This is a genomic window from Agromyces cucurbitae, from assembly GCF_058349945.1.
Genome location: NZ_JBYRES010000003.1, coordinates 58,893 through 82,895, shown reverse-complemented (window position 1 = coordinate 82,895; position 24,003 = coordinate 58,893). Strand labels below are relative to the sequence as shown.

The following is a 24,003-nucleotide window of genomic DNA, read 5'->3' as shown; positions in this document are numbered from 1 at the left end:
GGCGCGGGCGCTCACGCGCCGAGGTACGCCTCGACCACGCGCGGGTCGGCGGCGAGCTCGGCGGCGGGGCCCGACAGGGTCACCGCGCCGGTCTCGACGACGTACGCGCGATGCGCGATCTTGAGGGCGGCGCGGGCGTTCTGTTCGACGAGCAGCACGGTCGTGCCCTGAGCGTTGACCTGCTGGATGATCTCCATCACCTGCTTGACCACGAGCGGCGCGAGCCCCATCGACGGTTCGTCGAGCAGCAGCAGCTTCGGGCCGCCGATGAGCGCCCGGCCGATCGCGACCATCTGCTGCTCGCCGCCCGAGAGCGTGCCGCCCTGCTGCTTGCGTCGCTCGGCCAGGCGGGGCATGAGCTCGTACACCTCGTCGAGCCGCGACTGGATGGCCCGCTTGTCGCGCACGGTGTAGCCGCCGAGCAGGAGGTTCTCGTGCACGGTCATCGTCGAGAAGATGCGGCGCCCCTCGGGCACGTGCAGCAGCCCGGCGGAGACGATGCTCCACGGCTTCTCGGTCGCGAGGTCGAGGTCGTTCCAGCGGACCGTTCCCGACTTCGGGCGCACGAGCCCCGAGAGCATGTTCATCGTCGTCGACTTGCCGGCGCCGTTGTTGCCGAGCAGGCACACGATCTCGCCCTCGTCGACCGAGAAGCTCAGCTGCCGCAGCGCGTGCACCCTGCCGTAGTAGACGTCGGCCTCGTTCACCTCGAGCACGCTCATCACCGGCCTCCGTCCGCCTCGACGGTGCTCGCGGCACCGCCCTCCTCCTCGTCGACGCCGAGGTAGGCCTCGATCACGACGGGGTCGTTCTTGATCTCGTCGGGTGAGCCGTCGGCGATCTCCTTGCCGTAGTTCAGCACGACGATGCGTTCGGCGAGTTCCATGACGAGGCCCATGTCGTGCTCGATGAGCACGACCGCGACCCCCATGGCGCGGATCTTGCGGATCAGCTCCATGAGCGACTGCTTCTCGTTGAAGTTGAGGCCTGCGGCCGGTTCGTCGAGCAGGATCAGCTTCGGGCTCGTCGCGAGCGCGCGGGCGATCTCGACGCGTCGCTGCTCGCCGTACGGCAGCTGCGTGACGTAGAGGTTCTCGTCCTCGGCGAAGCCGACGAAGTCGAGCCAGCCGCGCGCCTCGCGGGCGCACGCCTCCTCGGCCCTGCGGTAGCCCGGCGTGTGCAGCAGGGTCGACCAGAACCCCTCGCGCAGGTTGGCGTGCATCGCGGTCTTGACGTTGTCGAGCACGCTGAGCTCGCGGAACAGGCGCAGGTTCTGGAACGTGCGGGCCATGCCCCACTTCGTGACGCGCGAGGGCAGCACCCGGTAGAAGCCGAAGCTCTGCAGCAGGTGGGTGAGCCCGAGCCGGCGCCAGAACGCCGGCACCTCGCGCACGATGCGATTGCCGTCGAACACGACCGAGCCCGACGTCGGCAGGTAGAACGCCGAGATGCAGTTGAACGCGCTCGTCTTGCCGGCGCCGTTCGGGCCGATGACGGCGAGGATCTCGCCCTCGCGGACCTCGAAGCTCAGGCCGTCGACCGCCTTGACGCCGCCGAACTGCAGTCGCAGGTCGCGGACCTCCAGGAGCGCGCTCACGGCTGCCTCCCCTCCTCCGCGTCGGTCGCGGGCAGGCCGTCGACCGACTCCATCACGCTCGGCGGCACGGTCGGCTCGCCGAAGTCGACCGCCGACACCGCCGACGTGAAGGGCGGCGGTTGCGGCTTCTGCCGCTTGAGCCACGGCAGCACCGCGGTCGCCGGCCACAGGCCCGCCGGGCGGAACAGCATCACGACGACGAGCAGCACGCCGAAGATGAGGAAGCGCCATTCGGCGAAGTCGCGCAGCAGCTCGGGCGCGAGCGAGACGAACAGGGCGCCGATGATGACGCCGGGCGTCGAGCCCATGCCGCCGAGCACGACGGCCATCAGGATGAGCGCCGAGTACAGGAACTGGAAGCTGTTCGGACTGATCGCCGACAGGTGCGTCGCCATGAGCTGTCCGGCCATGCCGGCCCAGACGGCCCCGATGATGTACGCCGAGATCTTGGCGACGTAGGTGTTGATGCCCATCGCCTCGGCGGCGTCCTCGTCGTCGCGCACGGCCTTCCAGGCGCGCCCCATCTTGCCCTTGCCGAGCCGTCCGGCGCCGATCACGCCGACCACCACGACCACGAGCGCGACGAAGTAGTAGAACACGACGTAGCCGGGGAACTCGATGCCCCCGATCGTGAAGCCGTCGTCGAAGCTCCAGCCGCCGAACTCCCACGACGGGATGCCGTGGATGCCGCTCGGGCCGCCCGTGATCTCGAGGTTGTTCGCCGTGATGCGGATGATCTCTCCGAACCCGAGCGTCACGATCGCGAGGTAGTCGCTGCGCAGTCGCAGCGTCGGTGCGCCGATGACGATGCCCGCGAGCACGCACGAGCAGATCGTCGCGATGAGCGCGAGCCACATCGGGAAGCCGAGCACCGTCGTGAAGATGCCCGAGACGTAGGCGCCGACCGCGAAGAACGCGATGTACCCGAGATCGAGGAGGCCCGCGAAGCCCACGACGACGTTGAGGCCCATGCAGAGCATGACGTAGATGAGCGCGCTCGTCGCGATCGACATCGTGTACCGCGAGGCATCGATGAAGGGCAGCACGAGCAGCAGGAGGACGGCGAGCCCGCCGAGTGCCCGGAGGAACCCGGTCTGCGACGTGAACACGCCGCGGGGTGCGCGCGGTCGGTCGAAGAGCGGCGCGGGCGCGCGCAACGGCGCGTGCTTGAGCGCATGGTCGAGTCGCGTGGCCATGTCACATCCTCTCGACGACGCGGGCGCCGAGCAGCCCGGTGGGTTTGAAGGTCAGGAACAGGATGAGGAACGCGAACGAGAACACGTCGCGCCACTCGCCGCCGAACCACGCCGCCCCGAACGACTCGAGCAGGCCGAGCAGCAGCCCGCCGAGCATGGCGCCGTAGAGGTTGCCGATGCCGCCGATGACCGCCGCCGTGAACGCCTTGAGCCCGATGATGAAGCCCATCAGGAAGTCGATCGAGCCGTAGTAGGCGCCCGCCATGACGCCGGCCGCGCCCGCGAGCGCCGAGCCGATGAAGAAGACGGTCGCGATGACCCGGTTGACGTTCACGCCCATGAGCTGGGCGCCCTGCGGGTCGAGGGCGATGGCGCGCATCGCGCGGCCCTGGCTCGTGCGCTCGACGATGTGGGCGAGCACGAGCATGAGCACGGCGGCGATGACGACGAGCACGAGCTGCGACGCCGTGATGCGCATGCCGAGCACGTCGAACCCGGTCGAGGCGAGCCGGATGGGGAACGCCTCGGGGTTCGGGCCGAACAGCTGGCGCACGCCGTACTCGAGCGTGAACGAGACGCCGATCGCGGTGATGAGCACCGCGAGCCGCGGACTGTTGCGCAGCGGCCGGTAGGCGATCCGCTCGATGCCGACGCCGATGAGGCCCGTGGTCACCATCGAGAGCAGCATGATGACGAGCAGCAGGGGGATCGAGGTCTCGTTCGAGATGCCGAACGCCGAGAGGGTGAAGAACCCGACGAAGGCGCCGAGCATGTAGATGTCGCCGTGCGCGAAGTTCAGCAGCTTGATGATCCCGTAGACCATGCTGTAGCCGAGCGCGACGAGGGCGTAGAACGAGCCGACGATGAGCCCGTTCCAGATGAGTTGCATCACGACAGCGGTGTCCTTTCCGCCGGGGCCTGGGGGTTCGAGGCGGGGCGAGGGCTCGCGCCCCCGCCCCGGCGTCTCAACCCTGCAGGTCGTCCTTCAGCACGAACGCGCCCGTGGCGGGATCGATCGCGACGATGACGAAGCCGCCGCCCGAGAGGGTGTGGTCGTCGGTGAAGGTCAGCGGGCCCGCGAAGGTGTCGAAGTCCTTCAGCCCCTCGAGGCCGGCGACGACCTCGTCGAAGTCGGTCGAGCCGGCGTCCTCGATGGCCTGCGCCATGACCCGCACGGCGTCGTACGACTGCGTCGAGTACGGCCCGGGCGCGGCACCGGCGAGCTCGGTGTAGTCGGCGATCCACTGGTCGGCGCCCTCGATCATGTCGGGCGTCTGCGTGAAGGTGCCCACGACGTTGTCGGTGTAGCCGTCGCCCGCGATCTCGGCGAACTTGGCGTCGACCGAACCGTCGCCGACGAGGAACACGCCCTCGAAGCCGGCGTCCTTCGCCTGGCGGGCGATGAGGCCGCCCTCCTGGTAGTAGCCGGTCCAGTAGACGAGGTCGGGCTGCCCGTTCGCGAGCTGCGTCGCGACGGCCGAGTAGTCGTTCTCGCCCGGGGTGATCGTCGCCTCGAACGCGACGTCGAGGCCGGCGTCGGTCGCCTGCTCGACGAAGGATGCCGCGAGGTCGGCCGAGTACGCGGTCGCGTCGTCGATCGCGGCGACGGTCTTCGCGTCGATCTTCTCCGAGTACGCGACGGCGGCCTGCGCCTGCTGGGTGCCCGTGCCGTTGATGAGGAACACGCCCGGGAGCTGCTGCTCGACGAGCTCGTTCGAGTTCGCGGCGGGGATGACCATCGGGATGCCGGCCTCGTCGAAGATCGGGAGGGTCGGCAGCGTCGCGCCCGAGCAGTAGCCGCCGACCGAGGCGGCGACGCCGTCGGTCACGAGCTTGTTCGCACCGGCGACGGCGGTCGTCGCGTCGCACGCGTCGTCTTCGACGACGAGCTCGAGGTCGCGCCCGAGCACGCCCCCGTCGGCGTTGATCTCGTCGACGGCGAGCTGGGCGCCGTTCTTCATGTAGTCGCCGAACGCCGACTCGCTGCCCGAGAACGGGGCGAGCATGCCGAACTTGATGGGGCCCTCGTCGGAGCCGCCGTCGTCGCCTCCGCCGCCGAGTCCGCCGGAGCAGCCGGCGGTGGCGATCACGAGGCTCGCCGCGGCGGCGAACTGCAGGAGGCGCGTGCGGCGCCGTGGAGCGTGGGACATGGGGACTCTCCTCGTCTGCGACATTGCATGACCTCGGGCTCGCGTCGCTTGGTGCCACGCCGCCGAGCGGTACGTGACATATTACTCACGATCGCCGGTCGCGCAAACCGACGGCCGACCCGGTACGCGATTCCGGAGCGGACGCGCGTCGCACCGACGCTTCACCGGCCTGCGCGCCGCGACACGCCCCTCCGCGCCCGAGTCGCAGACGGGGTCGCGAGCGCGAAGCGTCGGCGAAGCGCCGCCCCCGGACCGGCCTGCCGGCGGAGAACGCCGCGGACGGGGCTATTCGTCGAGCCCGCTCCAGAGCCCGGCGACATGGCCGATGTGCCGGCGCATGAGCGCCTCGGCCGACTCGCCGTCGCCCGCGACGAGCAGGCGCACGAGCTCGGCGTGCTCGAGCGACGAGGCCGCGAGGGCGTCGGTCTCGGCGAGGTCCACGAGCCCGACGAGGCGGGTCTGCTGGCGCAGCTCGCGCACGAGGCGCACGAGGTGGCTGTTGCCCGTGAGCTCGAGCAGTGCGAGGTGGAACGCCGTGTCGGCCTCGAGGTAGTCCTCGAATCGCCCCTCGCGGCCCGCGCGCACGATCTCGTCGGCGAGGCCGTTGAGCGCGTCGACCGTGTCGGCGGGCAGCTTGCCCGCGATCGCCCGCATCGGCGGCGCCTCGAGCAGCACGCGCACCTCGCGCAGCTCGCGCAGCTCGTCGTCGGAGACCTCGGTGACCCGGAAACCGCGGTTGCGGATCGGGCTCAGGAACCCGCGCCTCGCGAGGTTCAGCATCGCCTCGCGCACGGGCGTCGCGCTCACCCCGAACTCGTTCGCGAGCGTCGGCACCGTCAGCACGGTGCCCGGCGCGAACTCGCCCGCGACGATGCGCGACGACAGGGTACGCTCGACCTGCTCGCGGAGGCTCTGCACCTCGAGCACGCGGATCGGCTCGGGGCTCATCGCGCACCGCGCACGTGATACATCATGTGGCACATGATAGGCCACGCCCGCCCTCGAGCCCCGGAGAGACCCGCCCGGCCCGGTTGCCGTGTCACGCGGCGACGCACCCGCGCCCGCGGCGGTCGCCCGTGTCATGATTGCCGCACGGGCCCCGCCCAACGGCCCGCCCCGAGGAGGGCAGCGCATGCCGATCGAGTTCGCCAGGTCGCCCCGCTCCACCGTGGGCCTCGAGTGGGAGATCGCGATCGTCGACCGGGCGACCGGGGAGCTCGCCTCCGTCGGCGACCGGGTGCTCGCGATGCTCGACGCGATCAGCCCCGGCGGCAAGCACCCGTTCATCACGTCGGAGCTGCTCACGAACACGGTCGAGCTCGTGTCGAGCGTGCACGCCACGGTCGCCGCCGCGGTCGCCGACCTCGAGCACCAGCTCGCCGAGATCCGCACCGTCGTCGAGCAGCTCGGCGACTACGAGCTCATCTGCGCGGGCTCGCATCCGTTCAGCCAGTGGTACGACCAGCACCTCACCGACAAGCCCAGGTACCACAAGCTCATCGAGCGCACCCGCTGGTGGGGACGCAACATGATGATCTGGGGCGTGCACGTGCACGTCGGTCTCGAGGAGCGCGACAAGGCCCTGCCGATCCTCGACGGCCTGCTGACCTACCTTCCGCACCTGCAGGCGCTGAGCGCCTCGAGCCCGTTCTGGGCCGGCGTCGAGACCGGCTACGCCTCGAACCGCGCCCTCATGTTCCAGCAGCTGCCGACCGCGGGGCTCCCCTACCGCCTCGCCGACTGGGCGGCGTACGAGCGGTTCGTCGACGACCTCCAGCGCACCGGCGTCATCGAGGACCACAGCGAGGTGCGCTGGGACATCCGGCCGTCGCCGCGCTGGGGCACGGTCGAGGTGCGCGTCTGCGACGGGGTCTCGACCGCCCGCGAGCTCGGCGCGATCGGCGCGCTCGTGCAGTGCCTCGTCGAGTGGATGTCGACGAGGCTCGATCGCGGCGAGCCGCTCGAGGTGCTGCAACCCTGGTACACCCGTGAGAACAAGTGGCGGGCCGCCCGCTACGGTCTCGAAGCCGTGGTGATCACCGATGCCGCGGGTGCCGAGCGCCCCGTCGCCGCCGACCTGCTCGAGCTGGTCGAGACGCTCGCGCCCGTCGCGCAGCGGCTCGGGTGCGAGCACGAGCTCGCCGAGGTCGCCCACATGGTCGCGGCGGGGGCGAGTGCGCAGCGCCAGGTGCAGGTCGCCGAGGCATCCGGCGGAGACCTGCGGACCGTGGTCGCCCACCTCGCGCAGGAGCTGCGCGAAGGCATGGACGGCGACTGACGCGACACCGAGGGGCGCCGTGCCCGCTCGGTGGCGTCAGCGGCCGCCGAGGAGCTTCTGCATCGCCGCGAGGTCCTGCTCGCTCGGCTGGCCCTGCTTGGCGCCGCCGAGCCCGAAGCCCGATCCGGTCGGTGCGCCGCCCTGGCCCGCGGGCGTGACGCCCGAGGCGATCGCCGCGTTCTCGGCCGCGCGCTTGGCGGGGTTGCCCGAGCGCGAGCCGCCCGACTTCTTCTTGTTCTTGGCCGCCTGGCGCTTGCCGCCGCCGTAGCCGCCGGCGCCCGGGATCGGGCCCACGCCGGGGATCTGGGGCACGCCGCCGCGCGCGACGGTCTTCATCATCTTCGCCGCCTGCTCGAAGCGCTGCACGAGCTGGTTGACGTCGGTGACCGTCATGCCCGAGCCCTTCGCGATGCGCAGTCGACGCGAGCCGTTGAGCAGCTTCGTGTTCTTGCGCTCGGCCGGGGTCATCGACTGGATGATCGCCTCGGTGCGCACGATCTCGCGCTCGTCGAAGTTCTCGAGCTGCTGCTTCATGCCGCCCGCACCCGGCAGCATGCCGAGCATCTTCTTGATCGACCCGGCGCCGCGCAGTTGCTGCATCTGCGCGAGGAAGTCGTCGAGGGTGAACTGCTCCTTCGCGAGCTTCTCGGCGACCTTGAGCGCCTCCTCTTCGTCGAAGGCCTGCTGGGCCTGCTCGATGAGGGTGAGGATGTCGCCGAGGTCGAGGATGCGGCTCGCCATGCGGTCGGGGTGGAACGGCTCGAAGTCGTCGAGCCCCTCGCCCGTCGACGCGAAGATGATCGGGCGGCCCGTCACCGAGGCGACCGAGAGCGCGGCGCCGCCGCGCGCGTCGCCGTCGAGCTTCGAGAGCACGACGCCCGTGAAGTCCACGCCCTCCTGGAAGGCCTTCGCCGTGGCGACCGCGTCCTGGCCGATCATCGCGTCGATGACGAAGAGCACCTCGTCGGGGTCGGTCGCCTTGCGGATGTTCGACGCCTGCTTCATCATCTCGGCGTCGACGCCGAGGCGGCCGGCGGTGTCGATGATGACGACGTCGTGCTGGGCGCGACGGGCCTCGGCGACTCCGTCTTTCGCGACCTTCACCGGGTCGCCGACGCCGTTGCCCGGCTCGGGCGCGTACACGGGAACACCGGCCTGCGAACCGACCACCTGGAGCTGGTTCACGGCGTTCGGGCGCTGCAGGTCGCTCGCGACGAGCAGCGGCGTGTGCCCCTCTTTCGCGAGGTGCTTCGCGAGCTTGCCCGCGAGCGTCGTCTTGCCGGCGCCCTGGAGGCCCGCGAGCATGATGACCGTCGGCGGGTTCTTCGCGAACTGCAGGCGTCGCTGCTGGCCGCCGAGGATCGCGACGAGCTCTTCGTTGACGATCTGCACGACCTGCTGGGCCGGGTTCAGCGCCTTGTTGACCTCGTCGCCGAGGGCGCGCTCGCGCACGTGCGCGGTGAACTGCTTGACCACGTCGAGCGAGACGTCGGCGTCGAGCAGCGCGCGACGGATCTCGCGGACGGTGCCGTCGACGTCGGACGCGGAGAGCTTGCCCTTGGTGCGGAGGTTCTTGAAGGTCTCGGCGAGGCGGTCAGACAGGTTTCCGAAGGTAGCCATGGTGCCTTCGATTCTAGGCGAGTCCGGATGCCTCCCCGCTGCGCGGGCCCGAGCCCGCCCGCCGACCCGGCGTTCAGCCCTCGAATCGCACGTCGACGATCTCGCGCTCGAGGTCGATCGCGGCGATGAGGCGCTCGTCGGTGTCGTCGGGGGCGAGCGCGTACTCGAACTCGGCGAACGCGTCGCCCGGCTCGTCGGCGTCGGGGCGCAGGTCGACCCGCACGAGGCTCATCGAGCGCAGTGCGTCGACCTGGCGGTCGCCCGACTCGCGGCCGATCGCGGCCTCGACGTCGTCGGCCTGCTCGAGCTCGGGGTCGAGCACCGTGTCGAGGTAGCGCACGATCGGCGAGCCCTTCGTGTCGAGCTGGCTCACGAACGCCTGGCGCAGCTCGTCGTCGATGAGCTCGAGCTCGCCGACCATCGTCGACGCGACGTCGAGCGCCGCGATCGAGACGAGGTCGGCGTCGGCGTCGAGCACGACCTCGACGCGCTGGTCGGCGTACTCGAACGTCTCCGACCAGTAGTCGCCGACGAGTCCGAAGTAGTCGTGTTCGATCGACATGGTCTCCCCTCCCGAGTCCCTGCTATCCGACGAGCTTCTGGGCGAACACGTGCGGCGTGAAGCCCGTGAGGTCGCCGATGCCCTCGCCCTGCCCGATGAGCTTGATGGGCAGGCCGGTCTTCTCCTGCACGGCGAGCACGAAGCCGCCCTTGGCCGAGCCGTCGAGCTTCGTGAGCACGAGCCCCGTCACTCCCCCGTGCTCGATGAAGGCCTCCGCCTGCGCGAGCCCGTTCTGCCCCGTCGTCGCGTCGAGCACGAGCAGCACCTCGCTGATGGGCGCCTGCTTCTCGACGACGCGCTTGATCTTGCCGAGCTCGTCCATGAGCCCGCCCTTGGTGTGCAGGCGCCCGGCGGTGTCGATGATGACGATCTCGGTGCCGTCCTGCTTGGCCTTGTCGACGGTCTGGAACGCGACCGACGCCGGATCCTGCCCCTCGCGCTCGGGTCGCACGATGCCGACGCCCGCGCGGTCGGCCCAGGTCGCGAGCTGGTCGACCGCCGCGGCGCGGAACGTGTCGGCGGCGCCGACCACGACCGAGCGGTCGTAGGTGCGCAGGAAGCGGGCGAACTTGCCGATCGTCGTCGTCTTGCCGACGCCGTTGACGCCGACCACGAGCACGACCGCCGGCCGCTCGGTGAGCTTCAGCGTGGGGTCGTACTTCGACAGCCGCTCCTCGACGATCTCGCGCAGCATGCGCTGCACGTCCTTCGGATCGGTCGTCTTGTACCGCTCGACCTGCGCCTTGATCTGGTCGACGATCTCCTCGGTGACGGCCGGGCCGAAGTCGGCCGTGATGAGCGCAGCCTCGAGGTCGTCCCACGTGTCCTCGTCGATCGTCTTCGCCCCGAAGATGCCACGCAGGGCGTTGCCGAGCGACCATGAAGCGCGTTCTGCCATGTCTCAAGCCTACGGGGCGGATGCCACGCCGCTGCGCCGACCCGATACCCGCCGCCCGCGACCGGTGCAAGGGGGTTGCCCGCCGCCGGCGCCCGCAGGATTCTCGGAGGGACCGGAGAGGAGTGCCGATGACGATCGTGGGCTTCCACGCCTCGCACGAGCAACTGCCGCCCGGCCGCCTGCTCGAAGCCGTCGTGCGCGCCGAGCAGGCGGGGTTCGAGGCGGCCATGTGCAGCGACCACCTCGCTCCCTGGAGCGTCCGGCAGGGCCATTCCGGATACGCCTGGAGCTGGCTCGGCGCGGCGCTCGAGGCCACCCGGTTCTCGATCGGCGTCGTCACCGCCCCCGGGCAGCGCTACCACCCGGCCGTCGCGGCGCAGCGGATCGCCACGCTCGCCGAGATGTACCCGGGCCGGTTCTGGGCGGCGCTCGGGAGCGGCGAGGCGATCAACGAGCACGTCACCGGCGACGCCTGGCCGCCGAAGGACGTGCGCGACGCACGGCTCGTCGAGACCGTGGGGGTCATGCGCCGACTGCTCGCCGGCGAGGAGGTGACGGCCGACGGCCTGATCAGCGTCGATCGCGCACGCGTGTGGAGCCTCCCCGACGTGCCGGCGCCGCTCCTGGCCGCCGCGGTGAGCGCCGAGACCGCCCGCGCGGCCGCGAGCTGGGCCGAGGGCGTCATCACGGTCGACCAGCCCCGCGACGCGCTCCGCGCGTTCATCGACGCCTACCGCGGGGCCGGCGGACGCGGACCGGTCGCCGTGCAGGTGCACCTGAGCTGGGCGCGCACGGACGACGAGGCGCGGGCGATCGCCCACGAGCAGTGGCGCCAGGGGCTCGTGCCCGCCCACCTCTCGTGGGAGCTCGACCGGCCCGAGGACTTCGATGCCCGAACCGCCGACGCCACCGCCGACGACGTGGCCGAGACGCTGCTCGTCTCCGCCGACCCATCGCGCCACCTCGACCACCTGGCGGGCATCGCCGAGCTCGGCGTCGACCGGATCTACCTGCACCACGTGGGCACCGAGCAGGGTTCGTTCATCGACGCGTTCGGCGAGCACGTCGTGCCGATGCTGCAGGGGGCGGATCGATGAAGATCACCGATCGCGGCGACCTCTGGTGGAAGACCGCCGTGGTCTACTGCCTCGACGTCGAGACCTACATGGACTGGAACGACGACGGCTCGGGCGACTTCGAGGGGCTCGCCCACCGGCTCGACCATCTGGCCGAGCTCGGTGTCACGTGCATCTGGCTCATGCCCTTCCAGCCGACGCCCGACCGCGACGACGGCTACGACATCACCGACTTCCTCGGCGTCGACCCGCGTCTGGGGTCGCTCGGCGACGTGGCCGAGTTCACGCGCACGGCCCGCGACCGCGGCATGCGCGTGATCATCGACTTCGTCATGAACCACACCTCGGAGCGGCATCCCTGGTTCACCTCCGCCAGGCGCAGCCGCACTTCGCCGTTCCGCGACTGGTACGTGTGGCGCGACGACCCGCCGAAACAGGCGAACACCGTCTTCCCCGGCGAGGAACGGTCGGTCTGGGAACTCGACGAGCGCACCGGGCAGTACTACCTGCACAGCTTCTACCGGCACCAGCCCGACCTCAACATCGCGAACCCGGCCGTCCGCGATGAGATCGCGCGCACGCTCGGCTTCTGGCTGGAGCTCGGCATCTCGGGGTTCCGGGTCGATGCGGTGCCGTTCCTCATCCAACCGCCCGAGGGCGTCGACATCGGCGACCCGCACGAGTTCCTCCGCGACCTCCGCCGGTTCCTGCAGCGCCGTTCGAGCGAGGCGGTGCTGCTCGGCGAGGTGAACCTCCCGTACGCCGAGCAGCTCGAGTACTTCGGCACGGTCGGCGAGGCCGCCGAGCTCACGATGCAGTTCGACTTCCTCGGCATGCAGGCGCTCTACCTCTCGCTCGCCCGCGAAGACGCCCGCCCGCTCGCCGAGGCGCTGTCGAAACGCCCCACGCTCGAGCCCGAGGCGCAGTGGGCCAACTTCGTGCGCAACCATGACGAGCTCACGCTCGACAAGCTCTCCGAGGCGGAGCGCGAGGAGGTCTTCGACGCGTTCGCCCCCGAGGACTGGATGCGCGTCTACGATCGCGGGATCGTGCGCCGGCTGCCGACCATGCTCGACGGAGACCCGCGCCGGGTCAAGCTCGTCTACAGCCTGCTCTTCTCGCTCCCCGGCACCCCGGTGCTCTTCTACGGCGAGGAGATCGGCATGGGCGAGAACGGCGAGCAGGCCGGCCGGCTGGCGGTGCGGACCCCGATGCAATGGACCGACGAGCGGAACGGCGGATTCTCGCGGGCCCGGCCGTCGCGCCTCGTGGCCCGGCCACCGAGCGACGGCTATGCCCCCGAGCACGTGAACGTCGAGGCGCAGATGCACGACCCCGACTCGCTGCTCTCGTTCATCAAGCGGCTCGCCACCCGGTACCGCAGCTCGCCCGAGATCGGGTGGGGCGAGCTCGACGTGCTGCCGGCCGGGCACGACGGAGTGCTCGCGCACCGGATCACCGCCGACGTGGGGCGCTTCATCGCCGTGCACAACTTCTCGTCCGTTCCGGCGCTCGTCCCGCTGGAACTCGGCCCGGTCGCGCCCGACACCGTGCTCTCCGACCTGTTCGCGCCCGACACCTACCCGCTCGACGAGCGGGGGCGCATCGATGTGCACCTCGACGCCTACGGGTATCGGTGGTTCCGCATCGTCGAGACCGACGATCGCCGGCTGACCTGAGACCGCCCCGGCCTCGGCTCAGCTCGCCTGCGCCTCGCGCTCCTCGCGCACGCGCTGGCCGACGACCGCCGAGACACCGTCCTGGCGCATCGAGACGCCGTAGAGGGCGTCGGCGATCTCCATGGTGCGCTTCTGGTGGGTGATGACGATGAGCTGGCTGGCGTCGCGCAGGCTCTCGAACGTCGTGAGCAGTCGCCCGAGGTTGGCGTCGTCGAGCGCCGCCTCGACCTCGTCCATGATGTAGAACGGGCTCGGGCGGGCCTTGAAGATCGCCATGAGCAGCGCGACGGCCGCGAGCGAGCGCTCGCCGCCCGAGAGCAGCGAGAGCCGCTCGATCTTCTTGCCCGCGGGCTTCACGCTCACCTCGATGCCCGTCGTGAGCATGTCGTCGGGGTTCGTGAGCGAGATGCTGCCGCTGCCGCCGGGGAAGAGCACGGGGAACACCTCGGCGAACGCGGCCTGCGTGTCGTCGAAGGCGCTGCGGAAGATCGCCTCCATCTTGCCGTCGATCTCCTCGATGATCGTCAGCAGGTCCTTGCGGGTGTTCGCGAGGTCGGTGAGCTGTTCGCTGAGGAACTGGTGGCGCTGCTCGAGCGCGGCGAACTCCTCGAGGGCGAGCGGGTTGACCCGGCCGAGCTGGGTGTACTTGCGCTCCGCGGCGGCGAGCCGCCGCTGCTGCTCCTCACGGCGGAAGGGCACGGCCTCGCCGTCCTCCGTCTCGGCCGGCACGGGCTGCTCGGGGCCGTACTCGGCGATCAGCACCGTCTCGTCGAGGCCGAGCTCCGACTCGGCCCGCTCGACGAGGCCCGTGACGTGCAGCTTCTTCTCGTAGATGCGCAGCTCGAGCCCGTGCACGTCCTCCGTGACCGACTGCAGCCGCTCGCGCACGGCTGCCTCCTCGCGCCGCACCGCCTGGAGCTCCTCGTTGCGGCTCGCCCGCTCGGCCTCCGCCCGGCCGAGCGCGACGCGCGCCTCGGCGACCGACGCGTCGACCGACGCGAGCGCGGGCGGCAGCGCCGTCGCGACGCGACGCGCCGCGGCGAGCTGCGCGCGCCGGATCACGGCGCGACGCGCCGCCTCCTCGGCCGCGCGCCGCTCCTGGTCGAACTGCGTCTCCATCGCGCGGATCCGCGCCTCCTCGGCGCGCACCCGCTCCTTCGCGGTCTCGAGCTTGAGCTTCGCCTCGACCTCCGCCTCGCGGGCCGCCTCGACCGCGGCGAGCGCGCCGTCGCGCACGGCGACGTCGAGCACCGGGCGCGGCACCGCGCGGGCGGCCTCGAGTGCGGCCTTCGCCTCGTCGGCGGCGCGCTCGGCCTCGGCGACCCGCTCCTCGGCGTTCGCGGCGGCCTGCTGCAGTCGCTCGGACTCCGCCTCGGCGGCCTCCGCCTGCACCCGCGCGCGATTGAGGCGCTCGGTGCGCTGGGCGAGCTGGGCGTCGAACTCGCGGAGTGCCGCGAGGGCGCGCTTCGACTGCTCCTTCGACTGCTCGACGAGCTGCCGCTGCTCGCCGAGCTCGGCGCGGCTGCGCTCGATCTCGCCGCGCACCTCCTCGAGCCGCGCCGCGGCGCGATCGCGCTCGGCGATGAGCTCGATGCGGCTCTGCGTGCGGCCCGAGCCGCCGCGCACGACGAACCGGCCGATGACGGTGCCGTCGCGGGTGATGACGGTGACGGGGCGGTCGAGTGCGGCGAGGGCGGGCTCCGCGGCGCGCGCAGCCGCGAGGTCGTCGGCGACGAGCACCTCGGCGAGGAGGCCGCGCACGCCCGCGGGTGCGGTGACCACGGATGCCGCGGGGCGGAGTCCGTCGATCGCGGCCCCACCGGCCGCGGCGTCGCCACCACCGGGCTCGGCGACGGCGAGCGCGACCCGGCCCAGCTCGCCCTGCTCGGCGCGGTCGAGTGCGCGGTACGCGGCATCGCGGTCGTCGACGAGCACGGCGTCGGCGAGCGAGCCGAGCGCCGCGGCGATCGCGGCCTCGTACCCGGGCTCGACCTGCATCGACTCCGCGAGGAGGCCCCGCACCCCGGCGACGCCGGCGGCCACGAGGGCCGCCGAGCCGTCCTTCTGGTCGAGCGCGAGCGAGAGCGCCTGCGTGCGGGCGCCGAGCGCGCCCTGCTCGCGTTCGCGGCCGTGCAGCTCCTCGCGGATGCGCTCGATCTCGGCTTCGGCCTCGAAGACGGCGGCCTGCGCGAGCTCGTACGCCTCGTCGAGGTCGGTCTCGGCCGACTCCTCGATGTCGGCGGCCGCCTCGGCCTCGACGAGCGCGGCGGCCGCGGTCGCACGGCGACCCGCCGACGCCTCGAGGGCGTTCGCGTGGCGGAGCACCTCGCCGCGCACGGCGGCGAGCTTCGAAGCGGCCGAGTCGGCCTGGCCCGACAGCTTCGAGAGCTCGAGGTCGTAGGCCGACACCTGTGCGGACTGCCGGGCGATCTCCTGGTCGACGGCGTCGAGCTCGGCTCGCGTGCGCATGGTCGCCTCGTGCGCTTCGTCGAGCGCGGATGCCGCGGCGCCGATGCCGTCGCGGAGGCCCTCGAGCTCGGCGACGGCGGCGTCGATCATCTCGCGGGTGACGCTCGGCGCGGCATCCGTCTCGTCGGACGCCCCCTCGAGGAGGGCGATGCGCTGGCGGGCGAGCGAGTCGAGCGACCGGAGCCTGGCCTGGGCCTGCTCGAGCGCGAAGCTCGTCGAACGGGCGCGGTCGACGTCGTCGCCGCCCTGCGCCTGCTCGAGTGCGGTCACCTTCAGCTGGTGCTGTTCGAGGCGTTCCTGGAGCACGAGCCGCTCGGCGTGCCGCTCGTGCTCGCTCCTGCCGTGCTCCTCGAGCGCACGACGGAGGCCGACGACCTCGTCGGCGAGCAGGCGCGCCTTCGCGTCGCGCACGACGGCGGCGATCGTGGCGGCCTCGCGCGCGACCTCCGCCTGCCGCCCCAGCGGCTTCAGCTGCCGACGGATCTCGCCGGCGAGGTCGGAGAGCCTGGTGAGGTTCGTCTGCATCGCGTCGAGCTTGCGGAGGGTCTTCTCCTTGCGCCGGCGGTGCTTGAGGATGCCGGCGGCCTCCTCGATGAAGCCGCGCCGGTCCTCGGGCGTCGCGCGCAGCACCTGGTCGAGCTGGCCCTGCCCGACGATGACGTGCATCTCACGGCCGAGTCCCGAGTCGCTGAGCAGCTCCTGCACGTCGAGCAGTCGGCACTGGTCGCCGTTGATGGCGTACTCGCTCGTGCCGTTGCGGAAGAGCGTTCGCGAGATCGTGACCTCGGTGTACTCGATCGGCAGCGCGCCGTCGGTGTTGTCGATGGTGAGGCTCACTTCGGCGCGACCGAGCGGGCCGCGCGTCGACGTGCCCGCGAAGATGACGTCCTCCATCTTGCCGCCGCGGAGGGTCTTCGCACCCTGCTCGCCCATGACCCACGCGAGCGCGTCGACGACGTTCGACTTGCCCGAGCCGTTCGGTCCGACGATGCACGTGACGCCGGGTTCGAAGGCGAAGGTCGTCGGCTGCGCGAAGGACTTGAAGCCCTTGAGCGTCAGGCTCTTCAGGTACACGTCCCACCCTCTCCTGCTCGCGAGAACGCTGCGGACTACGGTAGCCGAGGTTCAGGGCCGAGCCGCGCACGCGCGCCGCGCTTCGGGGATCGGGGTATTGCCGCCCGTGGGCGGTCTCGATATTCTGATCGGCTGCCCGTGCCCGGCAGCAGTGCGAGCAGAGGAGCCGTCACGTGTCCGTCGAGATCCGCCCCGTGACGATCCCCGTCGCACTCGGCACGCCCGAGTCGGTCGAGTTCGAGCGCGTCGTCGACCTCGCGACCGCGTGCGAGATCGAGCGGTGGGGCGACGACCGCCTCGCCTACACGGCGACGGAGCTGCTCGCGATGTACCGCGACGAGTACCTGCCGCGGCGGGTCTTCGCCGCGTGGAGCGGCGAACGCTGCGTGGGCCGCGCGACCGTGTGGTGGGAGGCCGATCCCGCCGCCGTGCGGGGCGACATCGTGGTCGAGGTCGCGTCAGATCAGCGTCGGGCCGGCATCGGCTCGGCGCTCCTCGAGCGCGCCGAAGGCGTGATCCACGATCTCGGTCGCGACGTGTTCGGCATGTTCGTGGACCTGCCGATCGCGGCGGCCGAGGGCGCCGGTGAGCGCCTGCACGCGCCGCAGGGCGATGCCTCGATCCCCGCCGGCCTGCCCGCGGCGCGCTTCGCCATGCGGCACGGCTACACCCTGCGCCAGCTCGAACGGCAGAGCGGCCTGACCGTCGCGGGCCGCCTCGACGAGTTCCGCGCCGCATCCGAGGAGCGCGAGTCCGAGGCATCCGGCCATCGGCTCGTCGGCTGGGTCGACCGCGCACCCGACGAGCTCGTCGACGGCTATGCGGCGGCGCGGGCCAGGATGGTGCTCGACGTGCCGGCCGGCGGCCTCACGATCGACGAGGAACGCTGGGATGCCGCGCGCGTGCGCGCCCACGAGGACCGCGCGCTCGACGGCGGACGGTCGCTGCTCGTGCAGGCCGCGATCGCCGCCGACGGTTCGGTCGCCGGCTACACCGAGCTCGAGCTGCCGCCCGGCAAGACCGTCGCCTACCAGTCCGACACGCTCGTCGTCGCCGCCCATCGCGGGCACGGGCTCGGCCTGCGGATGAAGCTCGCGAACCTCGTGCGACTCGCCGAGCTCGCGCCCGAGCGCACCGAGGTGTTCACCTGGAACGCCGACGAGAACGAGCACATGCTCGCGATCAACGTCGCGCTCGGCTTCGAGGTGCGCGGCCTCTCCGCGGAGTGGCAGCGCGGGTGACGTGGCGGGCGGTCAGCCCGACGACGTCGCCGGTCGCCGCAGCCGCTGGCACCTCGGGCAGAAGTGACTCGACCGGTTCATGAAGGGCGCCCGCACGATCGGCGTGCCGCACCGCGAGCACGGCTCGCCCGTCTGCCCGTAGGCGTTGAGCGAGTGCGCGAAGTAGCCCGACGCGCCGTTCACGTTGACGTACTGCGCGTCGAAGCTCGTGCCGCCCTCGACGAGCGCGCGGCCGAGCACGTCGCGCACGGCCGCGAGCAGCTCGTTCGCACGGCGCCGGCCGAGCGACGCCGCCGGCTGATCGGGATGCAGGCGAACCGCCCACAGCGTCTCGTCGGCGTAGATGTTGCCGATGCCGCTCACGACGCCCTGATCGAGAAGGACCCGCTTGATGCCCGTGCCCCGTCGCGCGAGCTGCGCCGCGAACGTCGCGTCGGAGAAGGCGGGATCGAGCGGGTCGCGAGCGATGTGGGCGACCTGGCTCGGGATGCTGCGCGCCCACTCCCCCGTGACCGAGGCCGAGAAGCCCGCGACCTCGCCGTCGGCCGTCGGCAGCAGGCGGTCGACCGCGAGCGAGCCGAAGATGCGCTGGTCGACGAAGTCGACCCGCAGCTCGCCGTGCTCGGGATGGTCGACGTGCAGGCGCACGCGCGCGTGCCGGTCGTCGCCGGGATGGTCGGGCGTGCGGAGCAGCAGCTGCCCGCTCATGCCCAGGTGGCCGACGATCGCGCGCTCACCGGCGCCGTCGAGCGGCAGCCACAGGAACTTGCCGCGACGCACGGCCGCCGCCACCCGGGCGCCCGTGAGCAGGCGTTCGAAGTCGCCGATCGTCGGGTCGTGGCGCTTGAGCGATCGCCGGTCGAGGACGTCGACGCCGGAGATGACCGCGCCGGTCACCGCGGGCGCGAGCCCTGAGCGGACGACCTCGACCTCGGGGAGTTCGGGCACGTCAGCCCGCGGCGTTGAGGAGGGTCCAGGCCTCGAGCGCGGCGGCCATCTCGGCCTGCTTCTTGCTCGAGCCCTCGCCCGACGCCTCGACGAGGTCGCCGACCGTCACGGTCGCGACGAAGTGCTTGTTGTGGTCGGGGCCCGACTCGGCCACCGAGTACGACGGCGCGGGAGCGCTGCGACGCGCCGCGATCTCCTGCAGGCTCGTCTTCGGGTCCATCGCGGCACCGAACCGCTCGGGGTCTTGCATGAGCGGCGTGATGAGCCGCAGCACGAGGTCGGTCGCGACCTCGCCGCCGGCGTCGAGGTAGACCGCGCCGATGATCGCCTCGACGGTGTCGGCGAGGATCGACGGCTTGTCGGCGCCGCCCGTGAGCGTCTCACCGCGACCGAGGCGGATGTACCGCCCGACGCCGATCGCGCGGCCGACCTCGGCCAGCGCGACGCTCGAGACGAGGCTGGCGCGCCGCTTCGCGAGTTCGCCCTCGTCGAGGTCGGGATGGTCTCGGAAGAGCTTGACGGTGACCGCCTGGCCGAGGATCGAGTCGCCGAGGAACTCGAGGCGCTCGTTGGTCGGGATGCCGCCGTTCTCGTACGCGAACGACCGGTGCGTGAGCGCGAGGAGCAGGAGGGCGGGATCGATCTCGATCTGCAGCGTCTGCTGCAGGTCATCGAGCGTGCGTTCCTCGCTGGCCCTGCGTTCCGTTCGCGTCACGACCGGTCGTCGGTGCGTCTTCGGCCGACTAGACGTCGGCGACCTTGCGGCCCTTGTACTCGAGGAAGAGCGGGGTGCCCGCCGAGTCCTCGACGACCTTGGCGCGGTGCGGGAGGCTGTAGGTGACCTTGCCGTTCTCGACGGTCTTGACGAGCGTGGGGACCTCGGCCTTCCACTGCGAACGGCGCGCGTGGGTGTTGGCGCGTGACTTCTTCCGCTTGGGAACAGCCATGACTATCTCTCTTCTCTCTGCTGATCGGCGCCGGACGACGCATCCGGACCGTTGTCTTCGGAAGCCTGGAACCCCGCGAGCGCGGCCCAGCGAGGATCGCTGTGCTCAGGGGTGACGAGTTCCGGATGATCGGCCAGTCGGAGCCCGGTCTCAGGGTCGAGACCCGGGCAATCCGGTCGGCACACCGGCTGGAACGGCAGTGCCAGCACCACCGCATCTCGGATGAGTGGTTCAAGATCCACGTGGTCGTCTTGAACCTCATACTCGATTGCTTCCCCGCCATGATACCCGAAGAGTTCTTGGAACTCGACTCGGACGGGCAGGGCGATGTCGGTCAGGCACCGCCCGCACTCGCCCTCGGCGGTCGCGTCGACCTCGGCCGTCACGAGGATTCCCTCGTGCACCGACTCGAGCCGGAGGTCGAGCTCGAGCTCCGAACCGGCCGCGACCGCGACGAGGCCCTCGCCGAGCTGCTCGGGCGCGGGCACGGTGATGAGCGCTTCGCGCATCTCGCCGGGACGGTTGAGGAGATCGCGGACGTTCACGCTGAACGGGGACTGCTTGATGGCCACGAGCGACGATTCTACGCGCCGGCGGCCGGGCGTTCGCCGAACGACGGGCGCACCCGGTCGAGCAGCGAGCGCGGCACGAGCACCGCGCGGTACCGCTCGGCCATCGGCTCGCCGTCGGCGAGCGCGGCGCGTGCGCCCGACAGCGCGTCGAGCAGGCGATCGACGGATGCCTCGTCGGCGTGTCGCGCGGGCCCGTAACGTTCGTGCTCGACGGCGTTCCGCAGCGTGACGAGGGCGGCCGACGCCTCCGGCGGCCCGAATCCGGGGCGTGCCGCGAGCCGCGCCGCGACCGCACGCGGCGTGGCGGTCGCATCGACCCGCACCCCGAGGTCGCGAGCGCTCGCGACCAGCTCGTCCCACGCGGCATCCGCCGGTCGTTCGCCGCGGCGGATGCGGCGCAGCCGCGCCGCCCGCTGCCCGGCGCGCGATGCGGCCGGGGCGCACAGCAGGGCCGCCACGAGCAGCACGATGACGCCGCCTCGAAGCCACCAGCCGTCGCCCCCGACGCCGCCGCCGGCCGAGGCGCCGAGGCCGCGATCGGGGTCGAGCTCCGGACGACCGCTCGCCGGCCCGCTCGATGCACCCGGCGTCGGCGTCGGCGTCTCGGCGACCTCTCCGGCGTTCGGTCGCGAGTAGTCGGGCACGCTCCCGCGACCGGGCGTCGGTTCGAAGGGCACCCAGCCGACGCCCTCGAAGTAGAGCTCGGGCCACGCGTGCAGGTCGTGCGAGTCGACCTCGACCCGCTGCACGCCGCCGACGCGCTCCTGCGTGGCGGTGCCCTGGGTGTAGCCGATCGAGATGCGCGACGGGATGCCCGTCTCTCGCGCGAGCACCGCCATCGTCGAAGCGAAGTGCACGCAGTAGCCCGACTTGTTCTCGAGGAACTTCGCGATCACGTCGAATCCGCCGCCGTCGTAGCCCTCCTCGACGGGCGCCTCGGTCGAGTACTCGAACTCGTCGGAGCGGAGGAACGCCTGGATGGCGACGGCCGCGTCGTACGGCGTCGCGGCACGGCCCGCGACCGACGCCGCGGTCTCGGCGATGACCGGCGGGACGTCGCCGGGGAGCGCGAGGTACCGTTCGAGCTCGGGGTTGCGCGACACGGGAGCCGAGCGCAGCTGCGTCGGCTTCGGCTCGCGCTCGAGCCACGTCGCGCGGTACCGCTGCCCGCCCGTGTCGGCATCGACGCTGCGCACGGTGAGGGCACCCGGGTCCCAGAACCAGGAGCCGTTGAGGCCCTCGACCTTGCGAGTCGGGTACGGCAGCGGCAGCCACGTCGTGCGCACCTCGTCGACCACGATCTCGATCGGGTGCTCCTGCACCGCGACGTCGTCGTCGAGCCCGTCGGGCAGCGGCAGTGCGTCGATCGTGTTGTCGGCGTCGACGGGCGTCTCGGTGACCCCCCAGGCGGCGCCCTCGAACCGGTCGAGCGTGAGCAGTGTGAAGTACGGCCGGTCGTTGTCGCGGGCGAAGTAGTGGAACGCGGGTCGCGGATCGGGGCGCCGGAGATCGCGGCCGAGGTCGATGAACGGCGTCACCCCGCGACCGAAGATCGCGCCCTGCGAGCCGGTGCCGAGGAGGAGGCTCGTCGAGATGCTCGGCGTCGACGCGGCGAGCACGGAGGCGACGAGGATGCCCGCGGCCGTGAGGCCGAGCGTGGTCACGAGTCCCGAGGCGACCGGGGTGCGCGCCGGAGGCACGACGACGGCGGCCTGCTCGTCGTCGCTTCGCCCGGCGAGGTTCGCCCGCCGCCGCACCCGCACATCGACCCGCAGCAGCAGCAGGTACGCCGCAGCCGAGAAGACGAGCGCAGGCACCTCGGCACCCGATTCGATGATGAACCCGGGGATGAGGATCGGCACGAGCGCCGGAGCGGCGGCGAGCGCGGGCATGCGCACCGTCTGCACGAGCACGTCGACGCAGACCGCGAGCACGCCGACGCCGAGCGCGAGCACGAACGAGAGGGCCGGCACCGCGATCGCGGGCACCGCCTGCTGCTGGATCGTACGCTGCGCGCCGTCGAGGAGATCGCCGAACAGCGGGAACGTGTCGGCGGTCGGCACGATGAGTGCGAAGCTCGTCGGCCCAGCGAAGACGAGGGTCAGGAGCAGGAGGAGGATGACGAGTTCGCCGAAGGGCACGAGGACGCCCGGCACCCGCAGGGCACGCAGGCCGGCACCGCCGAACATCGTGCCGGCTGCGATGAACGCGCACAGCCACCACCACGCACTGCCCGCGATGAGCGGCCCGAGCGCCATCGACGCGACCGCGACGAGCAGGAACGACGCGGCCGTGAGCGCGAGTCGCTGCGGCCGGCTGAGGGGGCGGTCATCGGGATGCATCGCGCCCGGCCTCCCCCGTCGTCGCACGGCGCTCGGCGCGCACCGCGATGCCCGACCACGCCTCGCCGATCGCGGCGGGCCGACGCACCCGGACGACGCGCCAGTCGGCCGCCTCGAGCGCGTCGACCACGCGGGCGGTCACCGTCTCGGCGACGAACGCGATCGCCGGTTCGATCGTCTGGCGCAGACCGACGAGCGTCGCGGCGTCGCGCTCGTCGGGTTCGACGAGCACCGCGAAGCCCGGCATCCGCGCGTCGCGCGCGCGGACCTCGCCGATGACGCCCTCGCCGCGCGGCATCCGGTCGGTCGCATCGTCGCGGCGCGCGACCTCGAGTCGCGCCAGGTCCTCGAGGAGCAGGCGATCGCCGCCGGGCATGCGATACGGGCCGCCGGAGGCGGCCGATGGGGCGACGGAGCCCCGCGCCGGGTCGGCGACGGGGCCGCAGCGCACGCGGAACCCGCGTTCGAGCAGGTGCACGCCGATCGACGCGACGACCTCGATGCCGAGCTCGAAGCCGGCGTGGGCCTGGTCAGGGGCCGCGTGGGCGAACGCGCCGGTGCGCGGCCGGCCGGCGAGCGTCGTGTCGATGAGGATGCGCACCTCGGGATCGCCGCGCTGCTCCTCCTCGCGCACCATGAGCTCGCCCCGTCGGGCGGTCGCCGCCCAGTTGACGCGGCGCATCGGATCGCCGTACCGGTACTCGCGGGCGATCAGTTCGTCGGAATTGGGGTGCGTGCGGCGCTGCAACCCGTGCAGGACGCCGTCGACGCTCGCCGCCGAACCGAGCGCCCGCTCGAGCGGGGTCACCCGCGGCGTGACGACGACCTCGTGGCGGGTGCCCGCGTCGCGATCGATCCGCGCGAGCGCGAACGGGTCGAAGACGCCGACGCGCAGGGGCCCGATACCGTACACCCCGCGCCGCGGCAGGCGGAGCCGGTACTCGAGCCGGACGGTGTCGTCGCCCGAGGGCAGCACGCCCTCGTACGGGCCGATCGCGGGCAGCACCGCCTCTGCGGGGGCGTCGAGCCCCTCGGGCACGCGATCGCGCCAGTGCGCGCCGTCGAACGTGCGCCGGGAGCGGTTGCGCACCGTGATGGCGACGCTCGCACCGGAGCCCGCGCTCACGACCGGGGGCGTGAAGGTGCGGGTGACGCCGAGCCGCGGGGCGCGTACGGCGACGAAGAGCGCGGCGACCGCCGGCATCGCGATGCCGACGAACGCGAGCAGCATGATGTCGCGCAGGTCGAACCAGAGCGAGACCGCGAGCAGCACGAGCCCGACGACGAGGAGCGCACCGCCGCGCCTCGTCAACCGCGGCCATGCGGTGGCTCGGAGCAGGCGCGGGCGCTTCAT

20 protein-coding genes are annotated in these 24,003 nt (G+C 71.9%); 4 read left to right on the top strand and 16 right to left on the bottom strand.

The genetic code is table 11. The features are described 5' to 3' along the window. Positions 1-11: 11 nt before the first annotated feature. The 6 genes from AC3RJ6_RS11590 to AC3RJ6_RS11565 form a co-directional block, all read right to left on the bottom strand. Complete coding sequence (locus AC3RJ6_RS11590; protein ID WP_491427228.1) at positions 12-722, bottom strand: ABC transporter ATP-binding protein; 711 nt, start codon at positions 720-722, stop codon at positions 12-14. Beyond that, the gene (locus AC3RJ6_RS11585; RefSeq protein WP_491427227.1) at positions 722-1,597 is read right to left on the bottom strand and encodes an ABC transporter ATP-binding protein; all 876 of its coding nucleotides are present in this window, start codon (positions 1,595-1,597) and stop codon (positions 722-724) included. The genes AC3RJ6_RS11590 and AC3RJ6_RS11585 overlap by 1 nt, the downstream gene beginning before the upstream one ends. Continuing rightward, entirely contained in the window at positions 1,594-2,793 is a 1,200-nt protein-coding gene (locus tag AC3RJ6_RS11580) for a branched-chain amino acid ABC transporter permease (RefSeq protein WP_491427226.1), read from the bottom strand. The genes AC3RJ6_RS11585 and AC3RJ6_RS11580 overlap by 4 nt, the downstream gene beginning before the upstream one ends. 1 nt (position 2,794) lies before the next feature. Beyond that, complete coding sequence (locus AC3RJ6_RS11575) at positions 2,795-3,682, bottom strand: branched-chain amino acid ABC transporter permease (protein ID WP_231432314.1); 888 nt, start codon at positions 3,680-3,682, stop codon at positions 2,795-2,797. A gap of 76 nt (positions 3,683-3,758) precedes the next feature. Next, positions 3,759-4,943, bottom strand: coding sequence for a branched-chain amino acid ABC transporter substrate-binding protein (locus tag AC3RJ6_RS11570; protein ID WP_491427225.1), 1,185 nt, complete (start codon positions 4,941-4,943; stop codon positions 3,759-3,761). Between the two features lie 285 nt (positions 4,944-5,228). After that, entirely contained in the window at positions 5,229-5,891 is a 663-nt protein-coding gene (locus AC3RJ6_RS11565; protein WP_491427224.1) for a GntR family transcriptional regulator, read from the bottom strand. Between the two features lie 184 nt (positions 5,892-6,075). On the opposite strand from AC3RJ6_RS11565, the gene AC3RJ6_RS11560 reads away from it, so the two are divergent. Continuing rightward, positions 6,076-7,221 (top strand): glutamate--cysteine ligase, encoded by a 1,146-nt coding sequence (locus tag AC3RJ6_RS11560; RefSeq protein WP_491427223.1) that lies wholly within the window; start codon positions 6,076-6,078, stop codon positions 7,219-7,221. Positions 7,222-7,257: 36 nt separating this feature from the next. Here AC3RJ6_RS11560 and ffh read toward each other — a convergent pair whose 3' ends face one another. The 3 genes from ffh to ftsY all read right to left on the bottom strand — a co-directional run bounded on the left by ffh (position 7,258) and on the right by ftsY (position 10,301). Next, on the bottom strand, positions 7,258-8,841 hold the full coding sequence (gene ffh, locus AC3RJ6_RS11555) for a signal recognition particle protein (protein ID WP_491427222.1): 1,584 nt from the start codon (positions 8,839-8,841) through the stop codon (positions 7,258-7,260). 73 nt (positions 8,842-8,914) lie between these two features. Further along, positions 8,915-9,403 carry a DUF2004 domain-containing protein gene (locus AC3RJ6_RS11550; protein ID WP_491427221.1) on the bottom strand — a complete coding sequence of 163 codons (489 nt, stop codon included), beginning with the start codon at positions 9,401-9,403 and terminating at the stop codon, positions 8,915-8,917. Positions 9,404-9,425: 22 nt separating this feature from the next. Further along, the gene (ftsY, locus tag AC3RJ6_RS11545; protein WP_491427220.1) at positions 9,426-10,301 is read right to left on the bottom strand and encodes a signal recognition particle-docking protein FtsY; all 876 of its coding nucleotides are present in this window, start codon (positions 10,299-10,301) and stop codon (positions 9,426-9,428) included. Between the two features lie 128 nt (positions 10,302-10,429). Between ftsY and AC3RJ6_RS11540 the strand changes: the two genes are divergently transcribed. Beyond that, positions 10,430-11,398: a TIGR03885 family FMN-dependent LLM class oxidoreductase gene (locus AC3RJ6_RS11540; protein ID WP_491427219.1), complete on the top strand. Its 969-nt coding sequence runs from the start codon at positions 10,430-10,432 to the stop codon at positions 11,396-11,398. Further along, positions 11,395-13,056 (top strand): alpha-amylase family protein, encoded by a 1,662-nt coding sequence (locus AC3RJ6_RS11535; RefSeq protein ID WP_491427218.1) that lies wholly within the window; start codon positions 11,395-11,397, stop codon positions 13,054-13,056. The genes AC3RJ6_RS11540 and AC3RJ6_RS11535 overlap by 4 nt, the downstream gene beginning before the upstream one ends. 18 nt (positions 13,057-13,074) lie before the next feature. Here the strand turns inward: AC3RJ6_RS11535 and smc are convergent, their stop codons facing one another. Continuing rightward, positions 13,075-16,599, bottom strand: coding sequence for a chromosome segregation protein SMC (gene smc, locus AC3RJ6_RS11530; protein ID WP_491427217.1), 3,525 nt, complete (start codon positions 16,597-16,599; stop codon positions 13,075-13,077). Between the two features lie 173 nt (positions 16,600-16,772). Between smc and AC3RJ6_RS11525 the strand changes: the two genes are divergently transcribed. Continuing rightward, on the top strand, positions 16,773-17,840 hold the full coding sequence (locus AC3RJ6_RS11525; protein WP_491427216.1) for a GNAT family N-acetyltransferase: 1,068 nt from the start codon (positions 16,773-16,775) through the stop codon (positions 17,838-17,840). A gap of 12 nt (positions 17,841-17,852) precedes the next feature. On the opposite strand, the gene mutM is transcribed toward AC3RJ6_RS11525, so the two are convergent. From mutM to AC3RJ6_RS11495, 6 genes are all read right to left on the bottom strand, one after another. Continuing rightward, positions 17,853-18,788: a bifunctional DNA-formamidopyrimidine glycosylase/DNA-(apurinic or apyrimidinic site) lyase gene (mutM, locus tag AC3RJ6_RS11520; RefSeq protein WP_491427215.1), complete on the bottom strand. Its 936-nt coding sequence runs from the start codon at positions 18,786-18,788 to the stop codon at positions 17,853-17,855. A gap of 1 nt (position 18,789) precedes the next feature. After that, positions 18,790-19,455 carry a ribonuclease III gene (gene rnc, locus AC3RJ6_RS11515; RefSeq protein ID WP_491427795.1) on the bottom strand — a complete coding sequence of 222 codons (666 nt, stop codon included), beginning with the start codon at positions 19,453-19,455 and terminating at the stop codon, positions 18,790-18,792. A 76-nt stretch (positions 19,456-19,531) separates the two neighbouring features. Then, positions 19,532-19,735 carry a 50S ribosomal protein L32 gene (gene rpmF / locus AC3RJ6_RS11510; protein WP_022887809.1) on the bottom strand — a complete coding sequence of 68 codons (204 nt, stop codon included), beginning with the start codon at positions 19,733-19,735 and terminating at the stop codon, positions 19,532-19,534. Between the two features lie 2 nt (positions 19,736-19,737). Then, positions 19,738-20,307 carry a YceD family protein gene (locus AC3RJ6_RS11505; protein WP_491427214.1) on the bottom strand — a complete coding sequence of 190 codons (570 nt, stop codon included), beginning with the start codon at positions 20,305-20,307 and terminating at the stop codon, positions 19,738-19,740. Between the two features lie 11 nt (positions 20,308-20,318). Beyond that, positions 20,319-22,649: a transglutaminase TgpA family protein gene (locus tag AC3RJ6_RS11500; protein ID WP_491427213.1), complete on the bottom strand. Its 2,331-nt coding sequence runs from the start codon at positions 22,647-22,649 to the stop codon at positions 20,319-20,321. Next, positions 22,636-24,003 carry a DUF58 domain-containing protein gene (locus AC3RJ6_RS11495; RefSeq protein WP_491427212.1) on the bottom strand — a complete coding sequence of 456 codons (1,368 nt, stop codon included), beginning with the start codon at positions 24,001-24,003 and terminating at the stop codon, positions 22,636-22,638. Before AC3RJ6_RS11495 ends, AC3RJ6_RS11500 begins: the two co-directional genes overlap by 14 nt.